The sequence below is a fragment of the Methylorubrum rhodesianum genome (assembly GCF_014199985.1).
Lineage (GTDB): Bacteria > Pseudomonadota > Alphaproteobacteria > Rhizobiales > Beijerinckiaceae > Methylobacterium > Methylobacterium rhodesianum.
On the sequence record NZ_JACHOS010000007.1, the window covers coordinates 197122 to 222505 of the forward strand.

Genomic DNA, 25384 nt, shown 5'->3' on the forward strand with positions numbered 1-25384 from the left:
CCGCACAGGGTGGCCCCTCCCCCGGCGTCAGACCTCCTCGTCGATGCCGAAGCTCACGCTCTCGACGTTCGCCCGCTCGAAGGCCTGCATCACGTACTGGTAGGAGCGCTCCATGTCGCTGTGCTCCTCGCTCTCGCTCTCGATCGGCTTGAGCACGAACATCAGCATCGAGCGGCCCGTGACCGAGTAGCTCTCGCCCACGGCGAAGCTCTCGATCTCCTGGCTGTCCGGCAGGTTGGTGTCGAGCAGCCGCGTCCAGGCGGTGCCGCCGGGCGCCTCGGGGAAGGTGAAGTCGACCACGTCGTGATAGGCGTTGTAGAACAGGAGCAGCGTCGCATCGCCGCCGCGCTTGTGGATTCCGCTCGCCTGGGCGCGCCCGTCGAGCAGCACGGCCAGCGTGCGCGAATTGCCGTCGTTCCAGTTCTCCGGGCTCATCTCGGTGCCGGCGGGCGTGAGCCAGGTCACGTCCTTGACGCCGAACTCCTCGTCGTAGGCGCCCGTCACGAAGCGGCCGCGCGAGAGCATCGGCAGGGCATTGCGCAGCAGGATCAGGCGCTGCGTGAACTCGGCGAGATCGCGCTCCTCCTCGCCGATGGCGCCCCAATCGACCCAGGAGACCTCGTTGTCCTGGCAGTAGGCGTTGTTGTTGCCCAGCTGCGTGCGGGCGAACTCGTCGCCGGCCAGCAGCATCGGCGTCCCCTTCGACAGGAAGAGGGTGGCCAGCATATTGCGCATCTGGCGCAGGCGCACCGAGCGGATTTCGGGATCGTCGGTCGGGCCCTCGACGCCGTAATTGTAGGACAGGTTGTGGCCGTGCCCATCGCGGTTGCCCTCGCCGTTCGCCTCGTTGTGCTTCTCGTTGTAGGAGACCGTGTCGTTGAGCGTGAAGCCGTCATGCGCGGTGATGAAGTTCACCGAGGCCCAGGGCCGGCGCCCGCGCTTGTTGAACTTGTCGGCCGAGGCCGTGATGCGCGAGGCGAGCCCCGGCAGCAGTCCGGCATCGCCCTTCCAGTAGCCGCGCACGTCGTCGCGGAACCGGTCGTTCCACTCGGCCCAGCCCGGCGGGAAGCCGCCGACCTGATAACCGCCGGGGCCGCAATCCCACGGCTCGGCGATGAGCTTGACGTCGTTGAGCACCGGGTCCTGGCGGCAGGTGTCGAGGAAGCCGCCGCCCTCGTCGAAGCCGTAGGGCTCGCGGCCGAGGATGGTGGCGAGATCGAAGCGGAAGCCGTCGACCCGCATCTCGGTCGCCCAGTAGCGCAGGCTGTCGGTGACGAGCTGCAGCACGCGGGGATGCGAGAGGTTGAAGGTGTTCCCCGTGCCGGTGTCGTTGATGTAGTAGCGCGGCTGGTTCGGCAGCAGCCGGTAGTAGGAGGCGTTGTCGACGCCCTTGAACGAGAGCGTCGGCCCCTTCTCGTTGCCCTCCGCCGTGTGGTTGTAGACCACGTCGAGAATCACCTCGAGGCCGGCGCCATGCATCCGCGCCACCATCTCCTTGAACTCGGAGAAGGCGAAATCCGGCACGGCGGCGTAGCGCCGGGCGGGCGTGAAGAACGAGATGGTGTTGTAGCCCCAGTAGTTGATCAGGCCCTTCTGCTGCAGGTAGTCGTCCTGAACGAAGGAATGGACCGGCAGCAACTCGACCGAGGTGATGCCGAGGCTCTTGATGTAGTCGAGCACCGCCGGGTGCCCCATGCCGGCATAGGTGCCGCGCAGCTTCTCCGGCACCGCCGGGTGTAGCTTGGTGAAGCCCTTGACGTGGGTCTCGTAGACGATGGTGCGCTCCCACGGCACGCGGGGCTTGGCATCGCGGCCCCAGGTGAAGGCCGGGTCGATCACGCGGGAGCGGCGGGTATAGGGGGCGGAGTCGCGCTCGTCGAAGGTGAGGTCGTCCCCGGTCTCCATCTGATAGCCGAACAGCGCCGGATTCCACTCGATGGTGCCGACGAGGCCCTTGGCGTAGGGGTCGATCAGCAGCTTGTTGGGGTTGAAGCGGTGGCCGGCCTCCGGCTCGTAGGGGCCGTGAACGCGGTAGCCGTAGATCGTGCCGGGGCGCGCATCCGGCAGATAGCCGTGCCAGACCTCGTCGGTATATTCCGGCAACTCGATGCGCTCGATCTCGTTCTTGCCCTCGTCGTCGAACAGGCACAGCTCGACCTTGGTGGCATGGGCCGAGAACAGGGCGAAGTTGACGCCGCGGCCGTCCCAGGTCGCACCGCGGGGATGCGGCGAGCCTTCGCGAATTCGCGTGCGCGACGTGCGCGGCTTCGGCATCCCGTTGCTCTCGGTATCGGCCATCGTCGTCCCATTCTCGCTGGTGGCGGCCCCCGCGGGTCCGGCCGGACTCTGAACGTTCACGGAACCGCGAAGCTCCGTGCCGGCTGACGCGGCGCAGCAAATTTTTCCCGATCCGCTGCGCGCTGCAGCGGCTGTGGTCGGCCGATATGGTAGCCTTGGACGAAACTCGCGTTGGAGGCTGGCGTTGCAACGCGCTCCATCGATCGGAATGGACAGGTCCGTGAGGGACAATCGCCGATGACCGAAGACCCCGAACGCCGGCCCACCGGCCTTCAATCCCTGGCCGAACGGCACGGCGTGAGTCTTGAGGCGGTGCGCCACCTCCTGAGGGCCCTCCAATCGGGTCAGGGCAATATGGCCCAGTTCGACCATCCCGATCTCGGCGGCTTCGGCCAGTGGTCGCGCGGCGGCATGGTGATGGTCGGCTCCATGAACGACCACGCCCTGAAGGCGCGGGTCGACGCCCTCTGCACCGAACTCGCCGCGGCCCTTCCGCTCTCCGGCTTACGCGAGGAGGCCTCGGGGAACTGGTGGCCGGACAGCCTCGGCCTCCCGTCGAGCGCGGGGGCGCAGAACGGGATGCGCTACGCTTTCTTCCCCGAGAAACGGCGGCTCGCCGTCGAGACGAATGGGCGGCTCGCCCTCTACGACACCGCCGAGCGCATCGTCACCGGCGCGAGCCAGCAGCAGGGCGGGACCTCATCGCTGCGCTTCAGCGGCCCGCAGGGGAGTTTTTCGCTGGAGGATCTGACGCCGGTCGAGCCGGAGGCGGCATCGAAGCCGTCGGCACCGACGGGCGCGGGCTCGTCGGCGTCGTCGGCCGTATCTTCGTCCGCCTTTGCGGGCCGTCCGGGCGCACCCGAGCCCGCCATCCATCGGCAGGGGGCGGTCGCATCGGGCTCAGGCTCCACCGACGTGCTCTCCATCCTCGAACGGCTGGCCGAACTGCACAAGAAGGGCGTGCTGACCGACGCGGAATTTTCGAGCAAGAAGGCGGAGCTGCTGGCGCGGCTCTGAAGCCCTCTGCGTCATGGCAAGGCGCGACCGTCCCGGGCTCGGCCGATACTGAGGGAGCGCGCCGCTGGATCGCCCCGCATTCGCTCGCGATGGCGGGATCCGCCCCGGTGGCCGCCGATCCTCCGGCGCGGGCCTGTCGCCGCAGGCCCCGGCGGCGCGCGGCGGCCGCCCTAGATCCGGGACATGGCCCCGCGCGACCTCATCGACATCGACCGCATCTTCCACGAACCCGCGGTCGCCGATTTCCCACGCGGGCGGGAGATCCTGGCCCGCTACCCGAACGCGGAGCGGATCGAGGTCCCCTCGCACTGGAATATCCCGGAGCTGCACGGGAACGAAGGCTCGGTCGAGGATTGGGTGCGGATCAAGCGCTCGACGCTGGTGCTCGGCGTGAAGAAGGGACTCGCGATGCGGCCCAACGGCCGCTCCGCCCACTTCATCGCGCCCTCCACCTCGAACGGCTGCGCCATGTCCTGTTCCTATTGCTACGTGCCACGCCGCAAGGGCTTCTCGAACCCGATCTCGCTGTTCGTGAACGTCGAGGCGGTCTGTGCGGCGATCGCCCGCCACGCGGGCAAGCAGGGTGCGCTGCCCGAGCCCGACCAGATCGACCCCGAGGCCTGGGTCTACGATCTCGGCGAGAACGGCGACCTCTCCGTCGATGCGATGATCTGCGACAACGTCCGCGATCTCGTCGCGCTGTTTCGCGGGCTGCCCAACGCCAAGGGCTCGTTCGCGACCAAGGCCGTGAACCGGGATCTCCTCGCCTACGATCCGCAGGGGCGCACCCGTATCCGCTTCTCTCTGATGCCGGCCCGGATCGCCCGCATCGTCGATGTCCGCACCGCGCCGATTCCCGAGCGGATCGCCGCGATCGACGACTTCCTGAGGGCCGGCTACGAGGTGCACGTCAATTTCTCGCCCGTCATCCTCTACGAGGGTTGGGAGGCGGATTGGGCGGCCCTGTTCGACGCGATCGACGGCACGATCTCGGAGGCGGCCAAAGCCCAGCTCGCCTGCGAGATCATCATGCTGACCCACAATGCCGGCCTGCACGCGGTCAATCTCGGCTGGCACCCCAAAGCCGAGGATCTGCTCTGGCGGCCGGACATCCAGGAGTCGAAGCGGTCCGAGGGCGGCGGCGAGAACCTGCGCTACCGCACCGGCTGGAAGGGAAAATGGCTCGCCCGGTTCAGGGCGCTGCTCGCCGAGCGGATGCCCTATTGCCGGGTCCGTTACGCGTTCTGAGGAGGAGACGAATGCCGGATCACGAGAAGTATCTGCGCGAGGCGACCGAACTGGCCCTCGCCAACGTCGCCGAGGGCGGCCGCCCCTACGGTGCGGTCATCGTGCGGGAGGGCGAGGTCGTGGCGCGGGCGGCCAACCGCATCCACGCCACCAACGATCCGAGCGACCACGCCGAGATGGTGGCGATCCGCGCGGCGAGTCAGCGGCTCGGCCGGCCCAAGCTCGACGATTGCATCGTCTACGCCAGCGGGCGGCCCTGTCCGATGTGTCACGCGGCGATGCGGCTCGCCGGGGTGAAACAGGGCTACTTCGCCTTCACCGCCGAGGAAGCCGAAGCGGAAGGGTTGCTCAGCGCCGGGATCTACGCCGAGCTGTGCCGGCCGCTCGAAGAGCAGCCGATGCAGGTGCGCCACCAACCGCTTCCCGATCAGCCGAGCCCCTACCGCGCCTGGGCAGAGCGGAAGGGGCCGTGAGGTCTGGACTCAGTGGGTCCAGGGCGCGGTACGGTTGAACTTGAAGTTGTCCGAGTAGGACAGGCCCTTGCGCGCGATCGGCGGCGGCGTCTCCTCGACCCGGTAGGCGATGCCCGCCGACTTGGCGTAGGCCACTGCCTCCTCGGAGGTGTCGAATTCGAGCCGCACCTGCTGCAGCATGTCGGAGGAGCCGGTCCAGCCCATCAGCGGATCGGTCTCGCGGGGTTCGGTCTGGTCGAACTCCAGCACCCATTGCTTGGTGCGGGCGAGCCCGGACTGCGTGGGATCCTTGGCGGGACGGTAGATGCGGGCGCTCGGCATCGGACGGCTGACGTCTCCGGGGAAGGTATGGTCGGGGCGATAGGATTCGAACCTACGACCCTCTGCTCCCAAAGCAGATGCGCTACCAGACTGCGCTACACCCCGACGCTGCGACGGAGATACCGCCTCGGCTCCCGGCCGGCAAGGCGCCACCGGGCGTAAGGGCCGTCAGACGAGGATGTCGAGGACGCGCTTCTCGGACTCAATCGAGGATTTCAGCACCGCCGTGTTCACGGAAACGCCGAACGAGGCCGAGGCCAGATCAGTGACGGCCGTGACCGGCTCGGCGGCGGATCGAGGCGAAACGGCGCGGGCGGCCGCTCCGTCGAAGCGCTGCAGCGCCGCGCTCAGGGCCGCCGAACTCGTGGAGACTGCCGAGACCATGAACCGTCCTTCGTGCGTCTCGGCAGCAAAGCACGGGAAAGGTAAAGGACATCCTCCGCGAGCGGACGCATAGCCCCGTCCCGACCGCGGCTTGATCGGATCGCTCGACGAACCCACTTCGCCGCAAGTCGGAGGGCCCGCCGGTGCGGGCGCGGAGACGAGGCGTAACAATGATCGATCTGTACTACTGGCCGACCCCGAACGGCCACAAGGTGACGATGTTCCTGGAGGAGGCCGGCCTCCCCTACACCATCCACCCTGTGGATATCGGCAAGGGCGCCCAGTTCGAGCCGTCCTTCCTGAAAATCGCACCGAACAACCGCATGCCGGCCATCGTCGATCAGGCTCCTGCGGATGGGGGCGGGCCGGTCTCGCTGTTCGAGTCGGGCGCGATCCTGCTCTATCTCGCCGAGAAGACCGGGCGCTTCCTCCCCGCCGACCTCCGCGGCCGGGCCGAGACCCTGCAATGGCTGTTCTGGCAGATGGGCGGCCTCGGGCCGATGCTCGGCCAGAATCATCATTTCTCGCAATACGCGCCCGAGAAAATTCCCTACGCCATCGACCGCTACGTGAAGGAGACGAACCGGCTCTACGGCGTGCTCGACCGGCGGCTCGCCGACCGCGAATTCGTCGCCGGCGCCGGCTACACCATCGCCGACATGGCCGCCTATCCCTGGATCGTGCCGTGGGAGAAGCAGGGTCAGCGGCTCGACGATCATCCGAACCTGAAGCGCTGGTTCGAGGCGATCGCGGATCGCCCCGCCACCAAGGCGGCCTACGCGCGCGCGGCCGAGGTCAACCCGAACCACGGCCAGCCGATGAGCGAGGACGCCAAGCGGGTGATGTTCGGCCAGACCGCGTCGAACACCAATCGCTGAGACCTACCGCCCGCTGCGCCGGGCGGCCACCGTGGCAAGACTGGCAAAATCCTTGTCGCCGTCGCCGTGGGCGATGGCGTCGAGGAGGTTGTCGCGCAGCACGCTGGCGAAGGGCATCGGCACGTTGACCGCCTCGCCCGCAGCCAGCGCGAGGCGGACATCCTTGAGCCCGAGCCGGATGGTGAAGCCCGGCGGCTCGTAGCGGCCCGCCATGATCATCGCGCCGTAGTTCTTGTAGACCGGCGAGGCGAACAGGGTGCTGGTGAGCATCTCCAGCACGTCGGCGCCCGCGATGCCGTGCCCCTCGGCGAAGGCGGCTGCCTCCCCCATCGCCTCGATGGCCGAGACCAGCATGAAGTTGCCCGCGAGCTTCACGGCGTTGGCCCGCTCAGGCTCCGCGCCGAAGCGCCAGGTCTTGCTGCCCATGGCGTCGAACAGCGGCTGCACCCGCGCGATCGCCGCATCGTCACCCGCGGCGATGATGTTGAGCGCGCCGTTCGAAGCCGCGTCCGGCCGGCCGAAGACCGGGGCGGAGACGTAGGGCACGCCCGCGCGTCCGTGGACCGCCGCCAGTTCCTTGGCGAGCGCCACCGAGATCGTCGACATGCCGACATGCACACCCGGCCGCTGGCCGGAATCGAGCAGCCCGCCCTCGATGGTCACGGCGCGCAGGGCCGCGTCGTCGGCGAGCATGGTGATCGCGGCATCCCCGGAAAAGGCCTCGGCGGCGCTCGCCACGGGCTCGGCGCCCTCGACTGCCCGCGCCGCTTCCGGCGAGCGGTTCCAGACCCGTACCCGGTGCCCCGCCGCGACGAGCCGCGCCGCCATGGCCCGGCCCATGCGGCCGAGCCCGATGAAACCGACATCCATCGCTCTCTCCCGATCTCGATCCAGCGCGGCCCGCTCAATGCGTGTTGATGAATTCGAGCGTCAGCGCGTTGAACATCTCGGTCGCCTCCATGTGGACGAGGTGGCCGACATTGTTGATCACTTCGGCCTTGCCGTTCGGCATCCGGCCGGCGAGGGCACGGGCGTGCCCCGTATTGTCACCCATGCCGGAGCGCATCTCGGCCGGTGCGAAGCCCTTGCCGGGGGCGTTGTGGTCGTTGGCGCCCATGATGAACAGGGTCGGCGCCTTCACCAGAGGGATCTCATGGACCACCGGCTGGCCCCAGATCATCTGGTAGGAGTTCACGAAGGACTTGAGCCAGCGCGGATACTCGCCCGAGCCCTTCACCCGCTCGCGGATCGACACGAACGGCTCGATCGCCGAGGCGGGGATCGAGAGCGCGTAGCTCGTCATCAGCTGCTTGCGATAGGCGTCGGCGCTGAGATCGCCCTCGCGGGCGAGCAGCGTCTCGTCGGGGACCGGAGGCACGGTGAAGCGGTAATCCTCGAGCCCGATCGGCGCCTCCAACACGAGGCTGTTGACCCGCTGCGGATAGCTTCGCGCGAGCCGGACCGCGAGCATGCCGCCCATCGAATGGGCCACCACGTCGAAGCGGGAGATCTTGAGGCTGTCGGCGAGCGCGATCGTGTCGGCGGCCATCCGGTCGAAGGTGAAGGCGCCCACCGGCTTGGAGGACTTGCCGAAGCCGAGCTGGTCCGGGACCACCACGCGGTAGCCCGCGTTCGAGAGGGCGCGGATCACCGGCTCCCAGTAGCTCGAAGGAAAGTTGCGCCCGTGCAGCAGCAGCACCGTGCGGCCGTTGGCGTTCTCGGCGGCCGGAACATCCATGTAGGCGAGGCGCTGCGCTTCGCCGTCGCGCGTCAGCGGCAGGAATCGCACCGGAAAGGGATAGGCGAAGCCTTCGAGGCCGATGCCGAGCGGCGTCTGTTCCTGAGCACGCGCGGCGACCGGCGTCAGCGTCAAGAGCGGCGTGAGAAGGAGCGCGAGGAAGGGGTGGGCACGCATAGACACTTCGTCTCCGGTGGCCGGCATTCAGGAAAAGACGATACAGACACACGAAACTTGAGCGCGGCGCCGCGGGCTCGGACGACTCGGCGTCGCTGATCGGTCATTTCGGGCTCTACCCCAACGGCGTGCCGGTGCCGAGGCTCAGCGCCCCGTCCGGTGAGGGACAGATAGGGCGGATCGGCAGCCTGCAAGCTCCGGATGGTGGACGGTGACGGCACGAAAAACGGGAGAGGCCGGCGGCGACGGGCTGCCGCTGCGGGAGCGGATGCTGGCGCTCTCGGCCATGGCGCTCGCCATCGCGATGGCTGTGCTCGACGGTGCGATCGTCAACGTCGCCCTGCCGGTGATCGCCCGCGACCTCGACGTGCCGGCCTCGGACGCGATCTTCATCGTCAGCGCCTACCAGATCGCGGTCACCGCCGCCCTGCTGCCCCTGGCGACGCTCGGCGAGATCTGGGGCTATCGTCGGGTCTATCTGAGCGGTCTTGCCCTCTTCACCGCAGCCTCGCTGGCCTGCGCCATCTCGCCGAACCTCGCGAGCCTCACCGCCGCTCGGGTCGCCCAGGGGCTTGGCGCAGCCGGGATCATGAGCGTCAACATCGCGCTCGTGCGCTTCATCTACCCGCACCGGCTGATCGGGCGCGGGGTCGGCAATGTGGCGCTCATCGTCGCGGTGGCCGCCGCCGCCGGGCCGACTGTCGCCGCCGCGATTCTCGCGGTCGCGTCCTGGCCGTGGCTGTTCCTCGTCAACCTGCCGGTCGGGCTCGGGGCGCTGATGGTCGGAGCCCGCACCCTGCCGCACACACCCCGCTCCGCGCGCCGGTTCGACCTGCGCAGTGCCGGCCTCAACGCCCTCACCATCGGTCTGCTCATCGTCGGCCTCGACGGCCTCGCCGATCCCGGCACGCGCGGGCTCGCCGCGGCGGCGCTCGCGGTGTCGGTCGCGGTCGGCATCGTCTTCGTGCGCAGCCAGATCCGGCTCGCGGTGCCGCTCCTGCCGCTCGATCTCCTGCGAATCCCGGCCTTCGCCCTGTCGATGGTGGCCTCGGTCTGCTCGTTCGCGGCGCAGATGATCGCCTACGTCGCCCTGCCCTTCTACTTCCATGACGGGCTGGGCTTTTCCGAGACCCGCACCGGCTTGCTGATGACGCCTTGGCCGCTCGCCATCGCGGCGATGTCGCCCTTCGCCGGCCGGCTCGCCGACCGCGTTCCACCGGGACGTCTCGGCAGCGTCGGCCTCGTCCTCCTGGCCGCCGGCATGGCCTCCCTCGCCCTTCTGCCGGAGGCGCCCTCGACCCTCGACCTGGTCTGGCGCCTGACGCTGTCGGGGATCGGCTTCGGATTGTTCCAGTCGCCGAACAACAAGGTCATCATCACCAGCGCCCCGCGGGAGCGCAGCGGCGGCGCCAGCGGCATGCAGGCGAGCGCCCGTCTCGTCGGCCAGTCGGTCGGGGCGGCGCTGGTCGCCGTGCTGTTCGGCCTGATCTCGGGCGGGCCGGTGGGTGCCTTCGCCGCGACCCTCTGGTGCGCCGTCGCCCTGGCGCTGGCCGGGGCGCTGGCGAGCGGCCTGCGGCGGGCGGCGCCGTGACATCCGACACCCGGGCATCGACCCACCGGGTCATGCGTTGTCCTTCGGCTTGGAGGATCGTGGTGAGCGGAGGTGGAGGATGGACATCGACCTGAAGGGCCGCAGCGCCCTCGTCACCGGCTCGACCGGCGGCATCGGCTACGCCGTCGCCCGCGAACTCGGCCGGCTCGGCGCCTACGTCGCCGTCAACGGCCGCACCGGCGAGCGGGTGAACGCGGCGATCGCACGCCTGCGCGGCGAGGTGCCGGGGGGCGAATTCATCGCCGGCATCGGCGATGTCGGCACAGAGGAGGGCGCGGCCGAACTCGTCGCCGCCCTGCCGCGGGTCGACATCCTCGTCAACAATGCCGGCATCTTCGAGCCGAAGCCGTTCTTCGAGATCGCGGATGCCGAGTGGCGCCACTTCTTCGAGGTCAACGTAATGAGCGGCATCCGCCTCGCGCGCGCCTACGGCCCCGGCATGGTCGAGCGCGGCTGGGGGAGGATCGTCTTCATTGCCAGCGAGTCTGGGATCAACATCCCGCCGGAGATGGTCCATTACGGCATGACGAAGACGGCCCAGCTCGCCGTCGCCCGCGGCCTGGCGGAGACGGTGGGGGGCAGCGGCGTCACCGTCAACAGCGTCCTACCCGGTCCGACCATGACCGAGGGCGTGGCGGACTTTCTGGAATCGATGGGCGCAGGGGACGGCGACCTCGAGGCCAAGGGCCGTGCCTTCATCGCCGAGAACCGGCCGACCTCCCTCCTCAAGCGCCTCGCGCAGCCGGAGGAAGTGGCCAACATGGTAGCCTATCTCTGCACGCCCGCCGCGAGCGCCACCACGGGGGCGGCCCTGCGGGTCGATGGCGGTGTCCTGCGCGGCATCGCCTGAGACCCACCGCTCCCGAGCCCACCGGATGTACGGACCGGTCTGACCGGATCCGTACTCCGAAGGACGGCCCGCGAACGGTTCTCCGCGATCAGGACTTCAGATGCGCGGCGAGATGCTTGTTCATCTCGAACATCGAGCACTTGTCCTTGCCGAAGATCTTCTTGAGCTTGTCGTCGGCGACGATCTCGCGCTTGTTCTCCGGGTTCTGGAGGTTGTGCTTCTTGATGTGCTCCCACACCTTGCTGACCACCTCGCCGCGCGGCAGGGGCTTGTCGCCGACGATGGCGGCGAGTTCGGGAGACGGCTTCAGGGGCTGCTGAAGCGCGTTGGGCTTGGTGCCGGAGGCAGCCTTGGTGGCGGTCTCCTTCTTCGGGGCACTCTTGGGCGCAGCCGCCTTCTTCTCCGTCGTCTTGGTAGCCATGGTTTCCCTCCGTCCTGCGGACCGGCAGATTCGTGACCCGAGCCCTCGGGAGATCCCCGAGGGCATGGGGGCACTAGGGAGCAACAACTAAGCGGTGCCGCGCCCGTTCCAAGTGGAGAACGGCACCGCTGCACCGTCCATCCACAGATCAGCGGACCTTTCCGCAGCCCAATCCGTCACCCGAGGGATTTTTTGCACGGATCGGGCGCGTCCCATGGGCCGATCTCGCACCACCGCGCTGCCCTGCCTTGAGCCTCTGATTGGAACCGTGCCCGCCGCGCCGCATTCAAGCAACACCCTGGTTCACGGGCCTTTTCGGAACCGGGCGGGGACGGTCCTGAGATTTCGGAGACGTGGATGCCGACGGATCTGCCCGCGGAGCGGGCCTATCGAAAGCCGGGAACGCTCGAACTGGACCCGACGTCCGGTGAGGGCGTGGCGACCGACGAGACCCCCCGGCTGATCGCCTCGGACAAGGTCGAGGGCACCCCGGTCTATGACGGAACCGGTCGCCACCTGGGCACCGTCCACAACTTCATGGTCGACAAGGTGTCGGGACAGGTCGCCTACGCGGTGCTGTCCTTCGGCGGGTTTCTCGGGTTCGGCGAGGCCTACCATCCGCTCCCTTGGAACGCGCTGACCTATTCGGTCGAGCTCGGCGGATACGTGGTCGACATCGATCCCGCCGATCTCGAAGGTGCGCCGACGCACCGGCCGGGCGAGGATCCGTTCTCCGATCCGGGCTTCGGCGGGCGCCTCGACGACCATTGGGGCGGGCGGAAGGCGCCGACGGCCTGAGCCGCCGATGCTTCGTCCGGTGCGAGCCGCCTGATCGGCGGACGGGTTCTCTAGAACTTGCCGCCGAGGCCGACGCTTCCGCCCGATCCCATCTGGGGCGCGAGACCGCCGGAGCTGGTCCGCGTCGTGGGCTCGCCGTCGATCTCCTCCCGGCGGATCCGGCGCGGGCCTTCGTCGGCCGTGCGGGTCTGGCCTCGGATGTTCTTCGGCAGTTCAAGGGAACGAGTCGGCATGGCCGCGACCGGGCGACCGTCGTCATCGGTCTGGGCGCTGCGCAGCGGGCGGCCCGGCAGGGTGCCGCGGGCGGAGGGCGGGGGGCCGATATCGGTCTCCGGCATGACGCCGCCGCCGCCGCCGAGTGCCTGGCAGCCGCCGAGGCTCGCCGCAAGAAGCGCCGCGGCGCACAGTCTCGACGGATGTAGCATGGGTGTCTCGTCCTCGTACCGGCCGACCCGGGCCGCAGACTCGGCAGGCTCAGGCGCGGACAAAGCCCGGCCAGGAGCTTGGGCGAGAGCGCGGCCAGGGGTCGGCAACGTTAAGATCTCCTGCATCCGTCTAAGGCAGGGTTTGGGCGAAAACCAGACGGTGGCTGCGCCTGTTCGATCGGTTGCGGTGGACTGGCATCGAGGTTGCTCGGCGTCGTGACATGCCGGGCCCTCATGGCAGGCGACCGTCACGAGCCCCGGTCGCGGGCGTTCAATCGTGATGGGAGGGGATCGACCGGGTCGATGGATCCGGCCATCCACAACTTCGCCGTGGTTGTCGGGCATGGACGACCCGTCCGCCCGCCCCATACCGTCCGGTGAGCGGCCGGTTCGTCGCAGCCGGCATGCGGATCCTGCAGACTGTCGAGAGGTATAGGGGTGCATAGACTGATCCGGCCGATCGTGGCACCGGCGATCGTCCTCTTCGCTACGGCGGCCCTGGCGGCCGATGGCTCCACCGGCGCCGCCGGCGAGGCTTCGCCGCCTGCCGCACCGGCCTCGCCGCCCGCCGCGGCCCCCCCGACCACGGCGCCGGCTGCGCCTGCGGCCCCCGCCATCGGTGGCGCGCCGCCATCCCAGGGCGGCGGTACCCCGGCGGTCGTGCTCGATACCCAGGATTACGAGAGCCTGCTCGGAAAGAGCGTGCGCGCGATGAACGGCGACGATCTCGGCCGCATCATCGACGTGATCATCGACCGCGATGGACGTCCCCGCGCCGCGGTGATCGACTTCGGCGGCTTCCTCGGCGTCGGCTCGCGCAAGATCGCCGTGGATTGGCGCGTTCTCAAATTCACCACCGAGGGGAAGGTCGGCCGGCTCACGCTGCAGCTCAACCGCAATCAGGTTCGGGTCTCGCCCGAGTACAAGGCCGGCGAGCCCATCGTCGTGCTCGGTGCCACGAGCCCCGGTGCCGCCGTCCAGGCGCCGGAGGGCGACGCCTCTGCCGCGGCCGAGAAGGCGGCCGCCCCGTCCGACAAGGCCCCTGACCGGCCGCAGGAGAAGACGCCGGACAAATGACGGCATCCCCGGTGACGGAACGGCGCGCGTATCCGGCGCGCGAGCGCGACACGCATCGTAGCGACAACCGCGAGCGGGGCGGTGCTCGTCCGCTCCGCCGCGCGGCCCGCCCGAGCGAGTCCGCGTTCGGCCCGGCCGAGCCGTCGCGCCGCGCGACCTACGGCCTCGACGCGTTCACCTTCTTCATCGCCAACCTGCAGACCGGTTTCGGGCCGTTTCTCGCGGTCTATTTCACCCAGCAGAAGTGGACCCAGTCGGATATCGGCCTCGCGCTGACCGTCGGCAGCCTCGTGAGCCTGCTCGGGCAGATGCCCGGCGGTGCCTTCGTCGATGCCTCCCGCTCGAAGCGCTTCGCCGCCGGCTTCTCGGCCTTCTGGGTCGGGGCGAGCGCGGTCATGCTCGCCGCGCTTCCCACCTATCTCGTCGTCATGCTCGCCATGGCGATCCACTCGGCGGCGAGCTGCGTGCTGACGCCGGCGATCGCCGCGATCTCCATCGGTCTCGTCGGCCACGCCCGGGCGGGTGAGCGGCTGGGCCGCAATGCCAGCTTCTCGGCCATCGGCAACGCGCTCGGCGCCGCCGGGATGGGCGCGATCGGCTACTATCTCTCGAACAACGCGGTGTTCTATCTCGCCGGCCTGCTGGTGATCCCGGCGTTGGTGTCGCTGTCGTTCATTCCGTCGGCCCGCGCCGCGGAGGCGGCTAGGCCCCGTGCCGCCGCCCGAGAGCCGGAGCTGCGGGAGGCCGGCGGCGTCGCGGTGCTCCTGAAGAACCGGGCGCTCTTGTGCTTCGCCGCCTGTATGGTGCTGTTCTTCCTGGCCAACGCGGCGATGCTGCCCCTCGTCGGTAGCGTCATGACGCTGCGCGCCAGCGAGACCGCGACGGCGCTGGTGGCCGCCTGCATCATGGTGCCTCAGGCGGTGCTCGCCCTCACCGCCCCCTTCGTCGGGCGTCTCGCCCAGAGCTGGGGCCGCAAGCCGCTGCTCGTGCTCGGCTTCGCGGCGCTCCCCGTGCGCGGGCTGCTCTTCGCCTTCGTGAGCGACCCTTACTGGATGGTCGCGATCCAGGTCTTCGACGGCATCTCGGCTTCGGTCCTCGGCGTGATGGTTCCGTTGATCGTCTCCGACGTCACCCGGGGCACAGGACGGTTCAACACCGCCCTCGGCGCCGTGGGCACCGGCATGGGCATCGGTGCCGCGCTGTCGACGGCCCTGGCCGGCTTCATGGCGGACGAACTCGGAAGCCAGACGGCGTTCATGGGACTCGCAGTCGTCGGTGCCGTCGGCCTCGCGCTCGTCCTGCTGATCATGCCGGAGACCCGCCAGCGGGACGAGGACGACGCGCGCGAGCCGGCTTGACCTGCGCCGGCCGACGCGGTTGGAATCGTTTTGCGCCGCACATCCGCTCAAGTTCGGTTCAGCTTCGTTCCGCTATCCGGCGGAAAGCTGCGCGCGCTTGAAACATAAGGCGACGCTTCGCGTTGCGGTTAAAGGGCGTTTCGCGCGCCCTCCAGCCACAATCGGCGCCCAGCGGGTCTGATCGAATCGGGACTGACGATCGCGATGGAAGATCTCTGCCAATACGCCAACAGACCGGGGGCCTTTGTCGGGCGCTACCTCAAGCGCCGGATCATCCCGCACCTGGTGATCCTGTTCTCCGTGCTCGGCGCCGTGACCTTCTCGGTTTCGACCGACTACGCGCTGAAGGGCGTGGTCGACGCCCTCGGCAAGGGCCCGGGCGCGGGTCAGGTCTGGACCGCGCTCGCGGTGCTGATCGCGTTCATCGCCGCCGACAACATGCTCTGGCGCGTGGCGGCGCTGGTCGGCGCCTTCACCTTCGTCGGCGTCACCGGTGACATCCGCCGCGATCTCTTCCGCCACATGACCGGCCACGCGCCATCGTTCTTCGCCGACCGGCAGCCGGGCACGCTGGCCTCGCGCATCACCGCGACTTCGAACGCGATCTTCACCGTCGAGAACATGTTCACGTTCAACGTGATGCCGCCCTGCGTGGCGGCCACGCTGTCGATCATCTACATCGGCACCGTGAACATCACGATGGCGCTCGTGCTCGCCGGCATCTTCGCCGCGGTCGTGCTCTTGATGTTCAAGATGGCGTCCGCCGGCAAGCCGCTGCACCACGACTTCGCCGCCAAGGCGGCCAGCGTCGACGGCGAGATGGTCGATCTCGTCGGTAACATGCCGCTGGTGCGCGCCTTCTCCGCCTTCAACCGCGAGTTCGTGCGCTTCGACGGCACCATCGGCACCGAGATGCGGGCCCGCCGCTCCTCGCTTCTCTACCTCGAGAAGCTGCGCATCACCCACGCCATCCTCACCGTGCTGTCGATCCTCGGCCTGCTCTACTGGTCGATCAAGATGTGGGAGGCCGGTCAGGCGACCACGGGTCAGGTCGTGCTGGTTTGCACCCTCGGCATCCGCATCCTCGCCGCGACCCGCGACCTCGCCGTGGCGCTGGTGGACGCGACCCAGCACACCGCTCGCCTGTCTGAGGCCCTGCACACCCTGCTGCAGCCGCACGAACTCGTGGATCACCCGGAGGCGGAAAAACTCGTCGGCCAGACCGGTGCCGAGATGCATTTCGACCACGTGGCCTTCAGCTATCCCGACGGCCGCACCGTGTTCTCCGATTTCGACCTGCTGATCCCCGCGGGCCAGACGGTCGGCCTCGTCGGCAAATCGGGCGGCGGCAAGTCGACCCTGTTCTCGCTGATCCAGCGCTTCTACGAGGTGCAGGGCGGGCGCATCCTGATCAACGGCCAGGATATCAACCGGGTCACGCAGGAGAGCTTGCGCGAGGCCATCACGGTGGTTCCGCAGGACGTCTCGATGTTCCACCGCAGCTTGCGCGAGAACATCCGCTACGGCCGGCCCGACGCTACCGACGAGGAGGTCTGGAAGGCCGCCGAGGCGGCGCACTGCACCGACTTCATCCAGGCCCTGCCGGAAGGCTTCGATACCATCGTCGGCGACCGCGGCGTGAAGCTCTCGGGCGGCCAGCGTCAGCGCATCGCCATCGCCCGTGCGATCCTCAAGGATTCACCGATCCTGCTCCTCGACGAGGCGACCTCGGCGCTGGACGCCGAGTCCGAGGAGGCGATCCGCGCCGCGCTGGCCAACCTGATGAAGGGGCGCACCGTCATCGCCATCGCCCACCGGCTCTCGACGCTGAAGGACTTCGACCGGATCGTCGTGCTCGAGGGCGGCAAGATCGTCCAGGACGGCTCGCCGGAGAAGCTCACCCATCTCGACGGCTTCTACCGCGAGCTCATGAAGAAGGAATCGATGTCGATGTCGCTGGCCGCGGCCTGACAGACGGGGCCGTCCGTCGGCCGGATCGGCGGGCCGGGGTGCGAAAACCGCCTGGCGGAAAGACAATCCTATCGTGAGGCCGGGCGGTGCGTTCACCGCTCGGCCTTTCGCTTTTCACGAAACGGAGCCGGAGCCCGCCGTGGCCGAGCAGCAATTCGCCAGCGACAACTATGCCGGGATCTGCCCGGAGGCCTTTGACGCGATGCAGGCGGCCAATGCCGGCCACGCCCCCGCCTACGGCGCCGATTCCTGGACGCAGGCCGCCGCCGATGGTTTCCGCCGGTTGTTCGAGACCGATTGCGAGGTCTTCTTCGTCTTCAACGGCACGGCGGCGAACTCGCTCGCCCTGGCCTCGCTCTGCCAATCCTACCACAGCGTGATCTGCGCCGACTCGGCCCATATCGAGACCGACGAGTGCGGCGCGCCGGAGTTCTTCTCCAACGGCTCGAAGCTGCTCACCGCCGCGACCGAGGACGGCAAGCTCACCCCCGACATCGTCCGGGCGATCGCGGGCAAGCGGACCGACATCCATTTTCCGAAGCCGCGGGCGGTGACGCTGACCCAAGCCACAGAGACGGGCCGTGTCTACACGCCGGACGAGATCGCGGCGGTCTCCGCCGTCTGCCGTGGCGCAGGCCTGCGCCTGCACATGGATGGCGCCCGCTTCGCCAATGCCTGTGCCTCCCTCGATGCGAGCCCGGCCGTGCTGACCTGGAAGGCCGGGGTCGACGTGCTCTGCTTCGGCGGGACCAAGAACGGCATGGCGGTGGGCGAGGCGGTGATCTTCTTCGACCGGCGGCTAGCGGAGGATTTCGACTATCGCTGCAAGCAGGCCGGTCAGCTCGCCTCGAAGATGCGCTACCTCTCGGCCCCCTGGGTCGGCATGCTGGAGAGCGGGGCCTGGCTCGGCAACGCCCGCCACGCCAACGACTGCGCCCGACGCCTGGCGCAGGGCATTGCGGATGTTCCCGACGTGTCACTTGCGGCGCCGGTCGAGGCCAACGGCGTGTTCCTGAACCTGCCGCCGGCGGTCCAGGAGGGGCTGCGCGCCCGCGGCTGGCAGTTCTACGGCTTCATCGGCGGAGCATCCCGCTTCATGTTCGCCTGGGATTCCGACCCGGCGCGGGTCGACGCCTTGGCACGGGACATCCGCCTCTGCGCGATGCCGGCAGCGGCTTGAGCCGCCAGCCGAGCGGGGATGGCTCAGACGAGGTAGGTGATGGTGGCAGCGAGCGCCGTCGCCACCGTGGCGATGGCAAAGCCCGACGACGAGAACAGCACCGACGACCGGGAGAGAGTGGGCTCCGGCTCGTCGGCGTAACCGAAGGCCTGTCCGGCGGCCCGTTCCAGGCGCACGAGGGAGAGGTGACGCGCTTGGGCTGCGGCGGGGGTCATCGGCGTGGCTCCCTTACGGTCAAGCTGACCTTGCTGAGTTAACGTCCGGAAACCATCCTCTGTTCCCGCTGCCACTCTGGACCGCCGCGCCTTAACGGTTCGCTGCCTCGTTTCGGCCGCAGGATCGCCGCGCGGTGCAGGCTTCGTGAGACCGTCTTAACCATCCGCCCGCATCACTGGAGCGTGACTGCGCCCGCCGTCCTGTGCCGGTCGGGCTTCGAACACGACCGGTTGCCGTGATACTGCGACCGGCGGAAGCCGACAGGAGGCTTTTTGTTTCCTGTTTGTTCCGCTACAACGAGGATATGAAGAGCCATGCAGCCCGTCTCCGACCCGATTCGAGGAGCCGTCGCGTGAGCGATCCGGCACGCGACCTGTTCGGGCCAGGAAGCAAGCCGCCCGCCGCCGAGGCCGAGCGCCGTCGTCGCCTCACCTCGGTCGCGGCCCCGTCGGCAGCGCAGCCGGCCCCGGAGTTGGCCGAGGCCGGCTACGACGCCTCGGCGATCGAGGTGCTGGAGGGGCTGGAGCCGGTGCGGCGCCGTCCCGGCATGTATATCGGCGGCACCGACGAGCGGGCGCTGCATCACCTCTTCGCCGAGGTGATCGACAACTCCATGGACGAGGCGGTCGCGGGCCACGCGAGCTTCATCGAAGTCGAGCTTGAGGAATCCGGCAGCCTCGTCGTCACCGATAACGGCCGCGGCATTCCCATCGATCCGCACCCGAAATTTCCGGGCAAGTCCGCGCTCGAGGTCATCATGACCACGCTGCACGCGGGCGGTAAGTTCGACTCGAAGGTCTACGAGACGAGCGGAGGCCTGCACGGCGTCGGCATCTCCGTCGTCAACGCCCTCTCGGACGTGCTGGAGGTCGAGGTCGCGCGCAATCAGACCCTCTACCGCCAGACCTTTTCCCGCGGACATGCGCAGGGCGGTCTGGAGACGGTGGGCCGGGTGCAGAACCGGCGCGGCACGCGGGTGCGCTTCCACCCCGACGCGCAGATCTTCGGCTCGCTCAAGTTCGACCCGCGCCGCCTGTTCAAGATGGCCCGCTCCAAGGCCTACCTGTTCGGCGGCGTCGAGATCCGCTGGCGCTGCGCGCCCGCCCTGCTCGAGGGACTGGAGGACGTGCCGGCGGAGGCCGTGCATCGGTTCCCCGGCGGCCTCTCGGACTATCTCGCCCGTGATATCGAGGGGAAGGAGCTCGTCCTCGACTCCCTCTTCTCGGGCAAGGTGACGAAGCCCGGCTCCCACGGCTCGCTCGAATGGGCGGTGGCGTGGACGGTCGCGGATGACGGCGTCTCGCACTCCTACTGCAACACGATCCCGACGCCCGAGGGCGGCACCCACGAATCGGGCCTGCGCGTCGCGCTGCTGCGCGGCCTGCGCGAGCATGCCGAGCGGGTGAACCAGGCCAAGCGCATGACGTCGGTGACCACCGACGACGTGATGGCGACCTGCGCCTCGATGCTCTCGGTCTTCATCCGCGAACCGGAATTTCAGGGCCAGACCAAGGACAAGCTCGCCACGGTCGAGGCCTCGCGCATCGTCGAGACGGCGGTGCGCGACGCCTTCGACCATTGGCTCGCCGCCTCGCCGGCCCAGGCCAACAAGCTGCTCGACTGGGTGATCGACCGCGCCGAGGAGCGCCTGCGCCGCCGCCAGGAGAAGGAGGTCGCGCGCAAGTCGGCCACGCGCAAGCTGCGCCTGCCCGGCAAGCTCGCCGATTGCTCCGCCGCCGGCACCGCGGGTTCCGAGATCTTCATCGTCGAGGGCGACTCGGCCGGCGGCTCGGCCAAGCAGGCCCGCGACCGCGCCACGCAGGCGGTTCTGCCGCTGCGCGGAAAAATCCTGAACGTGGCGTCCGCCAGCCGCGACAAGCTCGGCGCCAACCAGTTGATCTCGGACCTGACGCTGGCGCTCGGCTGCGGCACCGGCGCCAACTTCCGCGAGGGGGACCTTCGCTACGACAAGGTCATCATCATGACCGACGCGGACGTCGACGGCGCCCACATCGCCTCGCTCCTCATCACCTTCTTCTATCGGCAAATGCCCCGTCTGATCGACAAGGGGCACCTCTATCTGGCGATCCCGCCGCTCTACCGGATCAGCCAGGGCGCGAAGTCGGCCTATGCCCGCGACGACGCGGACAAGGAGCGGATCATCAAGACCGTGTTCAAGAACGGCAAGGTCGAGATCGGCCGGTTCAAGGGCCTCGGCGAGATGATGCCGGCGCAGTTGAAGGAGACGACGATGGATCCGAGGAAGCGCACGCTGCTGCGCGTCGCGGTCCTCGACGAGGCGCGGGAATCGACGGGCGACACGGTGGAGCGCCTGATGGGCAACAAGCCCGAGGCGCGCTTCGCCTTCATCACCGAGCGGGCGGCGTTCGCGGACGGGAGCGAGCTGGACATCTGATCCGCCCCGCCGTCATCGCGTTTTGTGCTTCATCGCGTCCTGTGGAGGCGCTCCGGAGACGGCCGATGTGGCCGCTTCCCGCGACCGTCGTGCGCCGGGGTTCGCAGGGCGGGACGGCTTTCGTCCGGTCAGGTCGGTTCCACGGCGGTCTCCGCCGTCTGCGTGATCTCCACGATCTGCCCGTCGTGCAGGTGCAGCACCCGGTCGGCGGCGCCGAAATAGCGGTCGTCGTGGCTGATGACGATCAGCGTTCGGCCCCGGCGGCGCATTTCGGGCAGCAGTTCCTCGTAAAATCGCCGTCTGAAGGTCGGGTCCTGCTCGGCGGCCCACTCGTCCAGCACGAGGATGGGTCGCCCTTCGAGATAGGCCTGGACCAGCGCGAGGCGCTTGCGCTGACCGGTCGAGAGGTCGGTCGTGGAGAAGCGCCCGTCGCTGACATCGACCTTATGGGCGAGATCGAGCCGCTCCAGCAGAGGACGGGCGGAGTCGAGGGGGGTGCGCTCGGGCACGATGAGATCCTCGAACAGGTTGTAATCGAAGAAGATCGCCGAGAAATTCTGGCGATACGCGTCGCGGGTCTGGGCCGTGACCGAGACGCCGTCGAGCAGGATGTCGCCCGTCTGCGGCGGGTAGAGACCGAGCAACAGCTTGATCAGCGTCGTCTTGCCCGAGCCGTTCTCGCCGACGATGAACAGGATCTCGCCGGCCCGGATCGTCAGCTCGATCGGGCCGAGGGTGAAGGGCGCCTTGTCGCCTGCGGCCGGAAAGCCGTGGCTCACGCCGCGCAGGGTGATTTCGCGGAAGCCTCGGGCCGGTCTCGCCGGTGAAGGCGAGAGAAGGCCGGCTTCCGCCTCCGTACCTTCGTCCGAGAACTCGGCGATGCGCCGGTAGGCGACCTGAGCCTGCCCGATCATCGGCACGAAGTGGATGAGCTGCGCGATCGGCGCCTGGATATAGAGCAGGACCAGCACGAAGCCGGAGAGCTCGGCGCCGCTGATTCCGGCGAGGGTCTTGTAGGCGATGAGGCCGGCAAACAGCAGAAAGTTGGTCGACTGGCTCAGCATCGACAGCGATTGCTGGATGACGGCAATCCGCGCCATCAGACGGCGCGCCTGCTCGATGCAGTCGTTGAGTGCGACGTTGCGCAGATGAAGCCGGCGCTCGCGACCGATCCGCAGTTCCTTCGCCGCCTCCGTCAGAGTGAGATAGTGCTTCTGGGTCGCCTCGCGGTTCTTGCGGACATCCTCGAAGTACCGGAGCATGTTCCGGCGCAACGCATTCGCGCTGAGACTCTCGACGATGAGGACCACAGCCGTCACCGCCGACAGGGCCGGCGACAGGATGATCATGTAGGCAGCGCAGCCGACCAGCGTCCCGCACGCCACCACGATCGGCGAGAGGAAGGCGATCGCCGTGAAGATGGTGTTCACGTCGCCCTGGAGAGAGGCGAGCAGCTTGTGCTTGCCCAAGCGCTCGATCCGCTCGATCGGTGCGGTCAGGATCTGATCGGTGAGGTCGCGGCTGAGAGCCGCCTGGATGCGCCCGCCCGCATAGGCGTTGCCGAGGCTGGCGGCGAACGTGCCGACAACGCTCAGTGCCGCGAAACCGGCAAACGCCAGCAGCACGCCCTGGGCGAGAGCGCTCTCCCAGTAGAAGGCCTCGTTGATCTTTGCCAGCGCCGCGGCGGTGGCGAGCCCGCCGATCGCGCCGAGCGCCGTCGCGACAGCCACCAGCGGCCAGACCGGCCGCAGCAATCGGATCGCGTCCTGCCTGAAATGACGAAGGATGATGCCGTCCCGCCCCATGCCAGCCGATTCCTTCGAGCAAGATCGCCGCCCGCTGCTGCGACCGGGCCCTCCGCACTATCGACGGGTCCGCTGAGGGTGAATTGCCGATCCGGCGCGGGCGCCCTTCGCGGGAACGGGTTTTACGGATCCTCGCTTCGAGGATATTCGAACCGTCGCTGCGATACGCTGAGTCGATCGGTCCCCTGCACGGACTGGTCGCCGTCTACGGCTTCGCGCCCACGCTGACCACCGGCGTCGCCTCCCGATCTCCCACGATCATGATGAGCATGTTCTGCGCCATGCTCGCACGCCCCTGGTCGTCGAAGACGATGCCGGCATGTCCGTCCTCCGCCAGTTCCAGGCGGCGGATCGTGTCGCGCACGATGGCGACGGCGCCCTCCACGATCTGCCGCCGGGCCGCGATGATGGCGCCGGCCTGCTGGCGCTTGAGCATCGCGCCCGCGATCTCCGGTGCGTAGGCGAGGTGCGTGATCCGCACATCCTCCACGATGACGCCCGCGAGCGCCACGCGCTGGCCGAGTTCCGCGATCAGGTCGGCGTGGATCGCGTCGCGGTCGGCCCGCAGCGAAGCCACGCGGGTGGCCTTCTCGGCGAGCCGGCGCTTGGCGTCGTTCGCCTCCTCGCCGACATTGTCCGCCTCGTCGTGGTCGTAGGGCCGGGTCGAGGCGATGTTTCGCAGCGCCGCTTCCGCCTGGAGCGAGACGAATTCGTGGTAGCTGCCGACGTCGAAGGTGGCGCGCGCAGCGTCCTGGACCCGCCAGATCGCGGCGGCCGCGATGGTGATCGGGTTGCCCATCAGGTCGTTGACGGTGATGATCTTGGTCTCCTGCGCCTCGGTGGCGAGCGAAACCTTCGCCACCGCGGTCAGCGGGTTGCGCCACCAGAAGCCGTCGCGGGCGATGGTGCCGTGGTAGCGCCCGAACAGGGTGAGCACCGCTGCCTGCCGGGGTTTCAGGGTGATCAGTCCGGCGAGCAGAATGATCCCGGCGATCAGGGCCACCGCGGCGACGATGAGGAAGGCCGGGCCGGCGCTGCCGCGGCCGAGCACCAGCACGCCGCCGCCGAGGAAGGCCAGGGCCGCCAGCGCGAGGCAGGGAATGGCGATGAAGAGAGCCAGCCAGCCGTTGAGGGCGCGATAGGGCACGTCCTGCGTCACGCTCGCTCCGGCCATGCCTACTCCCCTCGTCGTCGCGTTCGGCCCGAACCTTAAGGGTGGGGCCCAGGCAATCCTAGGGGCGGTGCCGATATCCTCATGATCGGATCGCTTGACCGGTGACGCCGGGCCGACGACGTGCACCATATCGGCCCTATCGAAGGGGCGATGCGCGCGGAGGAACCCGTTGAGCGAATCTCGGAAACGACTCCACCTCGGTGCCTTCATGCGCCCCATCGGCATCCACACCGCGTGGTGGCGCTATCCCGGCGGCTTTCCGGACGCGAACTTCAACCTCGAACACCTCGTGCGCTTCGCCCGAACCCTGGAGGCGGCGAAGTTCGACGCCTTCTTCATGGCCGACCATCTGGCGGTGATGAACATGCCGATGGAGGCGCTGAAGCGCTCGGCCACCGTCACCTCGTTCGACCCGCTGACGCTGCTGCCGGCGCTCGCCATGGTGACGGAGCGGATCGGGCTGATCGCCACCGCCTCGACCACCTACAACGAGCCCTATCATGTGGCCCGCAAGTTCGCCTCGCTCGACCACATCTCCAAGGGCCGCGCCGGCTGGAACCTCGTCACCTCCGGCAACCCGGACGAGGCGCTGAACTTCGGCCGCGACGCGCATCTCGACCACCCGACCCGATACGCCCGGGCGCGCGAGTTTTTCGAGGTCGTCACCGGCCTATGGGACTCGTGGGCCGACGATGCGTTCCTGCGCGACGTCGAGCAGGGGTTGTTCTTCAACCCCGACAAGTTGCACACCCTGAACCACCAGGGCGCGTTCCTGAAGGTGAAGGGGCCGCTCAACGTCGCCCGCCCGGTCCAGGGCTGGCCGGTGATCGTCCAGGCCGGCGCTTCCGAGGCCGGGCGCCAGATCGCGGCGGAGACTGCCGAGATGGTGTTCGGCTCGGCCTCGTCGCTGGAGGCGGGCCGAGCCTTCTACGCCGACGTGAAGGGCCGGATGGCGGCGGCGGGCCGCTCACGCGATGCTCTGAAGATCCTCCCCGGCGCGTTCGTCGTGGTCGGCGGCACGGAGGAGGAGGCGAAGGCGAAGAAGGCGCGGCTCGACGCTCTGGTGCCGGTCGAGAGTGGACTCGCCAACCTCTCGGTCCGCCTCGGCACCGATGCCACCGGCTTCGATCTCGACGCGCCGCTGCCCGAGATCCCGGAATCGAATGCCAGCAAGAGCGGTCAGGCGCAGATCGTGGATTATGCCCGCCGCACGGGCGCGACGGTGCGCGAATTGGCGCGCCGCGTCGGCGGCTATGGCGGACTCACCTTCGTCGGCACCCCGGAGCAGATCGCGGACCGGATGGGGGAATGGCTGACGGAGCAAGCCTGCGACGGCTTCAACGTGATGTTCCCCTTCGTGCCGGAAGGGCTCGACGATTTCTGCACCGGCGTGGTGCCGGAATTGCAGCGGCGGGGCCTGTTCCGCACGGAGTACGAGGGCACGACCCTGCGCGACCATCTCGGGCTGGCGCGGCCCGGCAACCGCTTCTTCGAGACGTGACGGGGCTCCCCGGCGAACCGGCGCGGTTCGCCGGGGAGCGGCGGCG

The 25384-nt window shown here is 68.7% G+C and carries 23 protein-coding genes and 1 tRNA gene; 13 read left to right on the forward strand and 11 right to left on the reverse strand.

The window, feature by feature from the left end:
* Positions 1-27: 27 nt before the first annotated feature.
* The gene (gene glgX / locus HNR01_RS12210; protein WP_153873603.1) at positions 28-2298 is read right to left on the reverse strand and encodes a glycogen debranching protein GlgX; all 2271 of its coding nucleotides are present in this window, start codon (positions 2296-2298) and stop codon (positions 28-30) included.
* A gap of 237 nt (positions 2299-2535) precedes the next feature.
* Here glgX and HNR01_RS12215 point away from each other — a divergent pair, with 237 nt between their 5' ends.
* The 3 genes from HNR01_RS12215 (at position 2536) to HNR01_RS12225 (ending at position 5036) form a co-directional block, all read left to right on the forward strand.
* Positions 2536-3315: an SHOCT domain-containing protein gene (locus tag HNR01_RS12215; protein WP_183667895.1), complete on the forward strand. Its 780-nt coding sequence runs from the start codon at positions 2536-2538 to the stop codon at positions 3313-3315.
* 183 nt (positions 3316-3498) lie between these two features.
* Positions 3499-4563, forward strand: a complete 1065-nt coding sequence (locus HNR01_RS12220; protein ID WP_183667896.1) for a spore photoproduct lyase family protein — start codon at positions 3499-3501, stop codon at positions 4561-4563.
* An 11-nt stretch (positions 4564-4574) separates the two neighbouring features.
* Positions 4575-5036 carry a nucleoside deaminase gene (locus HNR01_RS12225; RefSeq protein ID WP_017486383.1) on the forward strand — a complete coding sequence of 154 codons (462 nt, stop codon included), beginning with the start codon at positions 4575-4577 and terminating at the stop codon, positions 5034-5036.
* Between the two features lie 9 nt (positions 5037-5045).
* Here HNR01_RS12225 and HNR01_RS12230 read toward each other — a convergent pair whose 3' ends face one another.
* From HNR01_RS12230 to HNR01_RS12240, 3 genes are all read right to left on the reverse strand, one after another.
* Complete coding sequence (locus tag HNR01_RS12230; RefSeq protein ID WP_017486382.1) at positions 5046-5357, reverse strand: ETC complex I subunit; 312 nt, start codon at positions 5355-5357, stop codon at positions 5046-5048.
* 28 nt (positions 5358-5385) lie between these two features.
* Positions 5386-5462, reverse strand: a tRNA-Pro gene (locus HNR01_RS12235).
* Between the two features lie 63 nt (positions 5463-5525).
* The gene (locus HNR01_RS12240; protein WP_183667897.1) at positions 5526-5741 is read right to left on the reverse strand and encodes a hypothetical protein; all 216 of its coding nucleotides are present in this window, start codon (positions 5739-5741) and stop codon (positions 5526-5528) included.
* 170 nt (positions 5742-5911) lie between these two features.
* On the opposite strand from HNR01_RS12240, the gene HNR01_RS12245 reads away from it, so the two are divergent.
* Positions 5912-6619 (forward strand): glutathione S-transferase N-terminal domain-containing protein, encoded by a 708-nt coding sequence (locus HNR01_RS12245; RefSeq protein WP_017486380.1) that lies wholly within the window; start codon positions 5912-5914, stop codon positions 6617-6619.
* 3 nt (positions 6620-6622) lie between these two features.
* On the opposite strand, the gene HNR01_RS12250 is transcribed toward HNR01_RS12245, so the two are convergent.
* Together HNR01_RS12250 and HNR01_RS12255 are read right to left on the reverse strand one after the other, a co-directional pair.
* Positions 6623-7489, reverse strand: a complete 867-nt coding sequence (locus HNR01_RS12250) for an NAD(P)-dependent oxidoreductase (protein ID WP_183667898.1) — start codon at positions 7487-7489, stop codon at positions 6623-6625.
* Between the two features lie 34 nt (positions 7490-7523).
* Complete coding sequence (locus HNR01_RS12255; protein ID WP_153873440.1) at positions 7524-8534, reverse strand: alpha/beta hydrolase; 1011 nt, start codon at positions 8532-8534, stop codon at positions 7524-7526.
* A gap of 268 nt (positions 8535-8802) precedes the next feature.
* On the opposite strand from HNR01_RS12255, the gene HNR01_RS12260 reads away from it, so the two are divergent.
* Both HNR01_RS12260 and HNR01_RS12265 read left to right on the forward strand, forming a co-directional pair.
* Positions 8803-10125, forward strand: a complete 1323-nt coding sequence (locus HNR01_RS12260) for an MFS transporter (protein WP_210313209.1) — start codon at positions 8803-8805, stop codon at positions 10123-10125.
* Positions 10126-10204: 79 nt separating this feature from the next.
* Positions 10205-10996: an SDR family NAD(P)-dependent oxidoreductase gene (locus tag HNR01_RS12265; RefSeq protein ID WP_153873439.1), complete on the forward strand. Its 792-nt coding sequence runs from the start codon at positions 10205-10207 to the stop codon at positions 10994-10996.
* 88 nt (positions 10997-11084) lie between these two features.
* On the opposite strand, the gene HNR01_RS12270 is transcribed toward HNR01_RS12265, so the two are convergent.
* On the reverse strand, positions 11085-11417 hold the full coding sequence (locus HNR01_RS12270) for an SWIB/MDM2 domain-containing protein (RefSeq protein WP_017486375.1): 333 nt from the start codon (positions 11415-11417) through the stop codon (positions 11085-11087).
* Positions 11418-11774: 357 nt separating this feature from the next.
* On the opposite strand from HNR01_RS12270, the gene HNR01_RS12275 reads away from it, so the two are divergent.
* Positions 11775-12215: a PRC-barrel domain-containing protein gene (locus tag HNR01_RS12275; protein ID WP_017486374.1), complete on the forward strand. Its 441-nt coding sequence runs from the start codon at positions 11775-11777 to the stop codon at positions 12213-12215.
* Between the two features lie 50 nt (positions 12216-12265).
* Here HNR01_RS12275 and HNR01_RS12280 read toward each other — a convergent pair whose 3' ends face one another.
* A complete protein-coding gene (locus HNR01_RS12280; protein WP_017486373.1) occupies positions 12266-12640 on the reverse strand; it encodes a hypothetical protein in 375 nt (124 codons plus the stop codon).
* Positions 12641-13078: 438 nt separating this feature from the next.
* Here HNR01_RS12280 and HNR01_RS12285 point away from each other — a divergent pair, with 438 nt between their 5' ends.
* From HNR01_RS12285 to HNR01_RS12300, 4 genes are all read left to right on the forward strand, one after another.
* The gene (locus tag HNR01_RS12285) at positions 13079-13717 is read left to right on the forward strand and encodes a PRC-barrel domain-containing protein (protein WP_183667900.1); all 639 of its coding nucleotides are present in this window, start codon (positions 13079-13081) and stop codon (positions 13715-13717) included.
* Entirely contained in the window at positions 13714-15075 is a 1362-nt protein-coding gene (locus HNR01_RS12290) for an MFS transporter (RefSeq protein ID WP_183667901.1), read from the forward strand. Before HNR01_RS12285 ends, HNR01_RS12290 begins: the two co-directional genes overlap by 4 nt.
* Positions 15076-15279: 204 nt before the next feature.
* Positions 15280-17046 (forward strand): ABC transporter ATP-binding protein, encoded by a 1767-nt coding sequence (locus tag HNR01_RS12295; RefSeq protein ID WP_153873435.1) that lies wholly within the window; start codon positions 15280-15282, stop codon positions 17044-17046.
* Positions 17047-17185: 139 nt separating this feature from the next.
* Entirely contained in the window at positions 17186-18226 is a 1041-nt protein-coding gene (locus tag HNR01_RS12300) for a threonine aldolase family protein (RefSeq protein ID WP_183667902.1), read from the forward strand.
* A gap of 23 nt (positions 18227-18249) precedes the next feature.
* Here HNR01_RS12300 and HNR01_RS12305 read toward each other — a convergent pair whose 3' ends face one another.
* Positions 18250-18441 carry a hypothetical protein gene (locus HNR01_RS12305; protein ID WP_017486368.1) on the reverse strand — a complete coding sequence of 64 codons (192 nt, stop codon included), beginning with the start codon at positions 18439-18441 and terminating at the stop codon, positions 18250-18252.
* Positions 18442-18794: 353 nt separating this feature from the next.
* On the opposite strand from HNR01_RS12305, the gene parE reads away from it, so the two are divergent.
* Positions 18795-20858, forward strand: a complete 2064-nt coding sequence (gene parE / locus HNR01_RS12310; protein ID WP_017486367.1) for a DNA topoisomerase IV subunit B — start codon at positions 18795-18797, stop codon at positions 20856-20858.
* A 128-nt stretch (positions 20859-20986) separates the two neighbouring features.
* On the opposite strand, the gene HNR01_RS12315 is transcribed toward parE, so the two are convergent.
* On the reverse strand, positions 20987-22663 hold the full coding sequence (locus tag HNR01_RS12315) for a cyclic peptide export ABC transporter (RefSeq protein ID WP_183667903.1): 1677 nt from the start codon (positions 22661-22663) through the stop codon (positions 20987-20989).
* Positions 22664-22868: 205 nt separating this feature from the next.
* Positions 22869-23837 (reverse strand): SPFH domain-containing protein, encoded by a 969-nt coding sequence (locus tag HNR01_RS12320; protein WP_183667904.1) that lies wholly within the window; start codon positions 23835-23837, stop codon positions 22869-22871.
* Positions 23838-24045: 208 nt separating this feature from the next.
* On the opposite strand from HNR01_RS12320, the gene HNR01_RS12325 reads away from it, so the two are divergent.
* A complete protein-coding gene (locus HNR01_RS12325) occupies positions 24046-25338 on the forward strand; it encodes an LLM class flavin-dependent oxidoreductase (protein WP_375373190.1) in 1293 nt (430 codons plus the stop codon).
* The last annotated feature ends 46 nt before the right edge of the window (positions 25339-25384 follow it).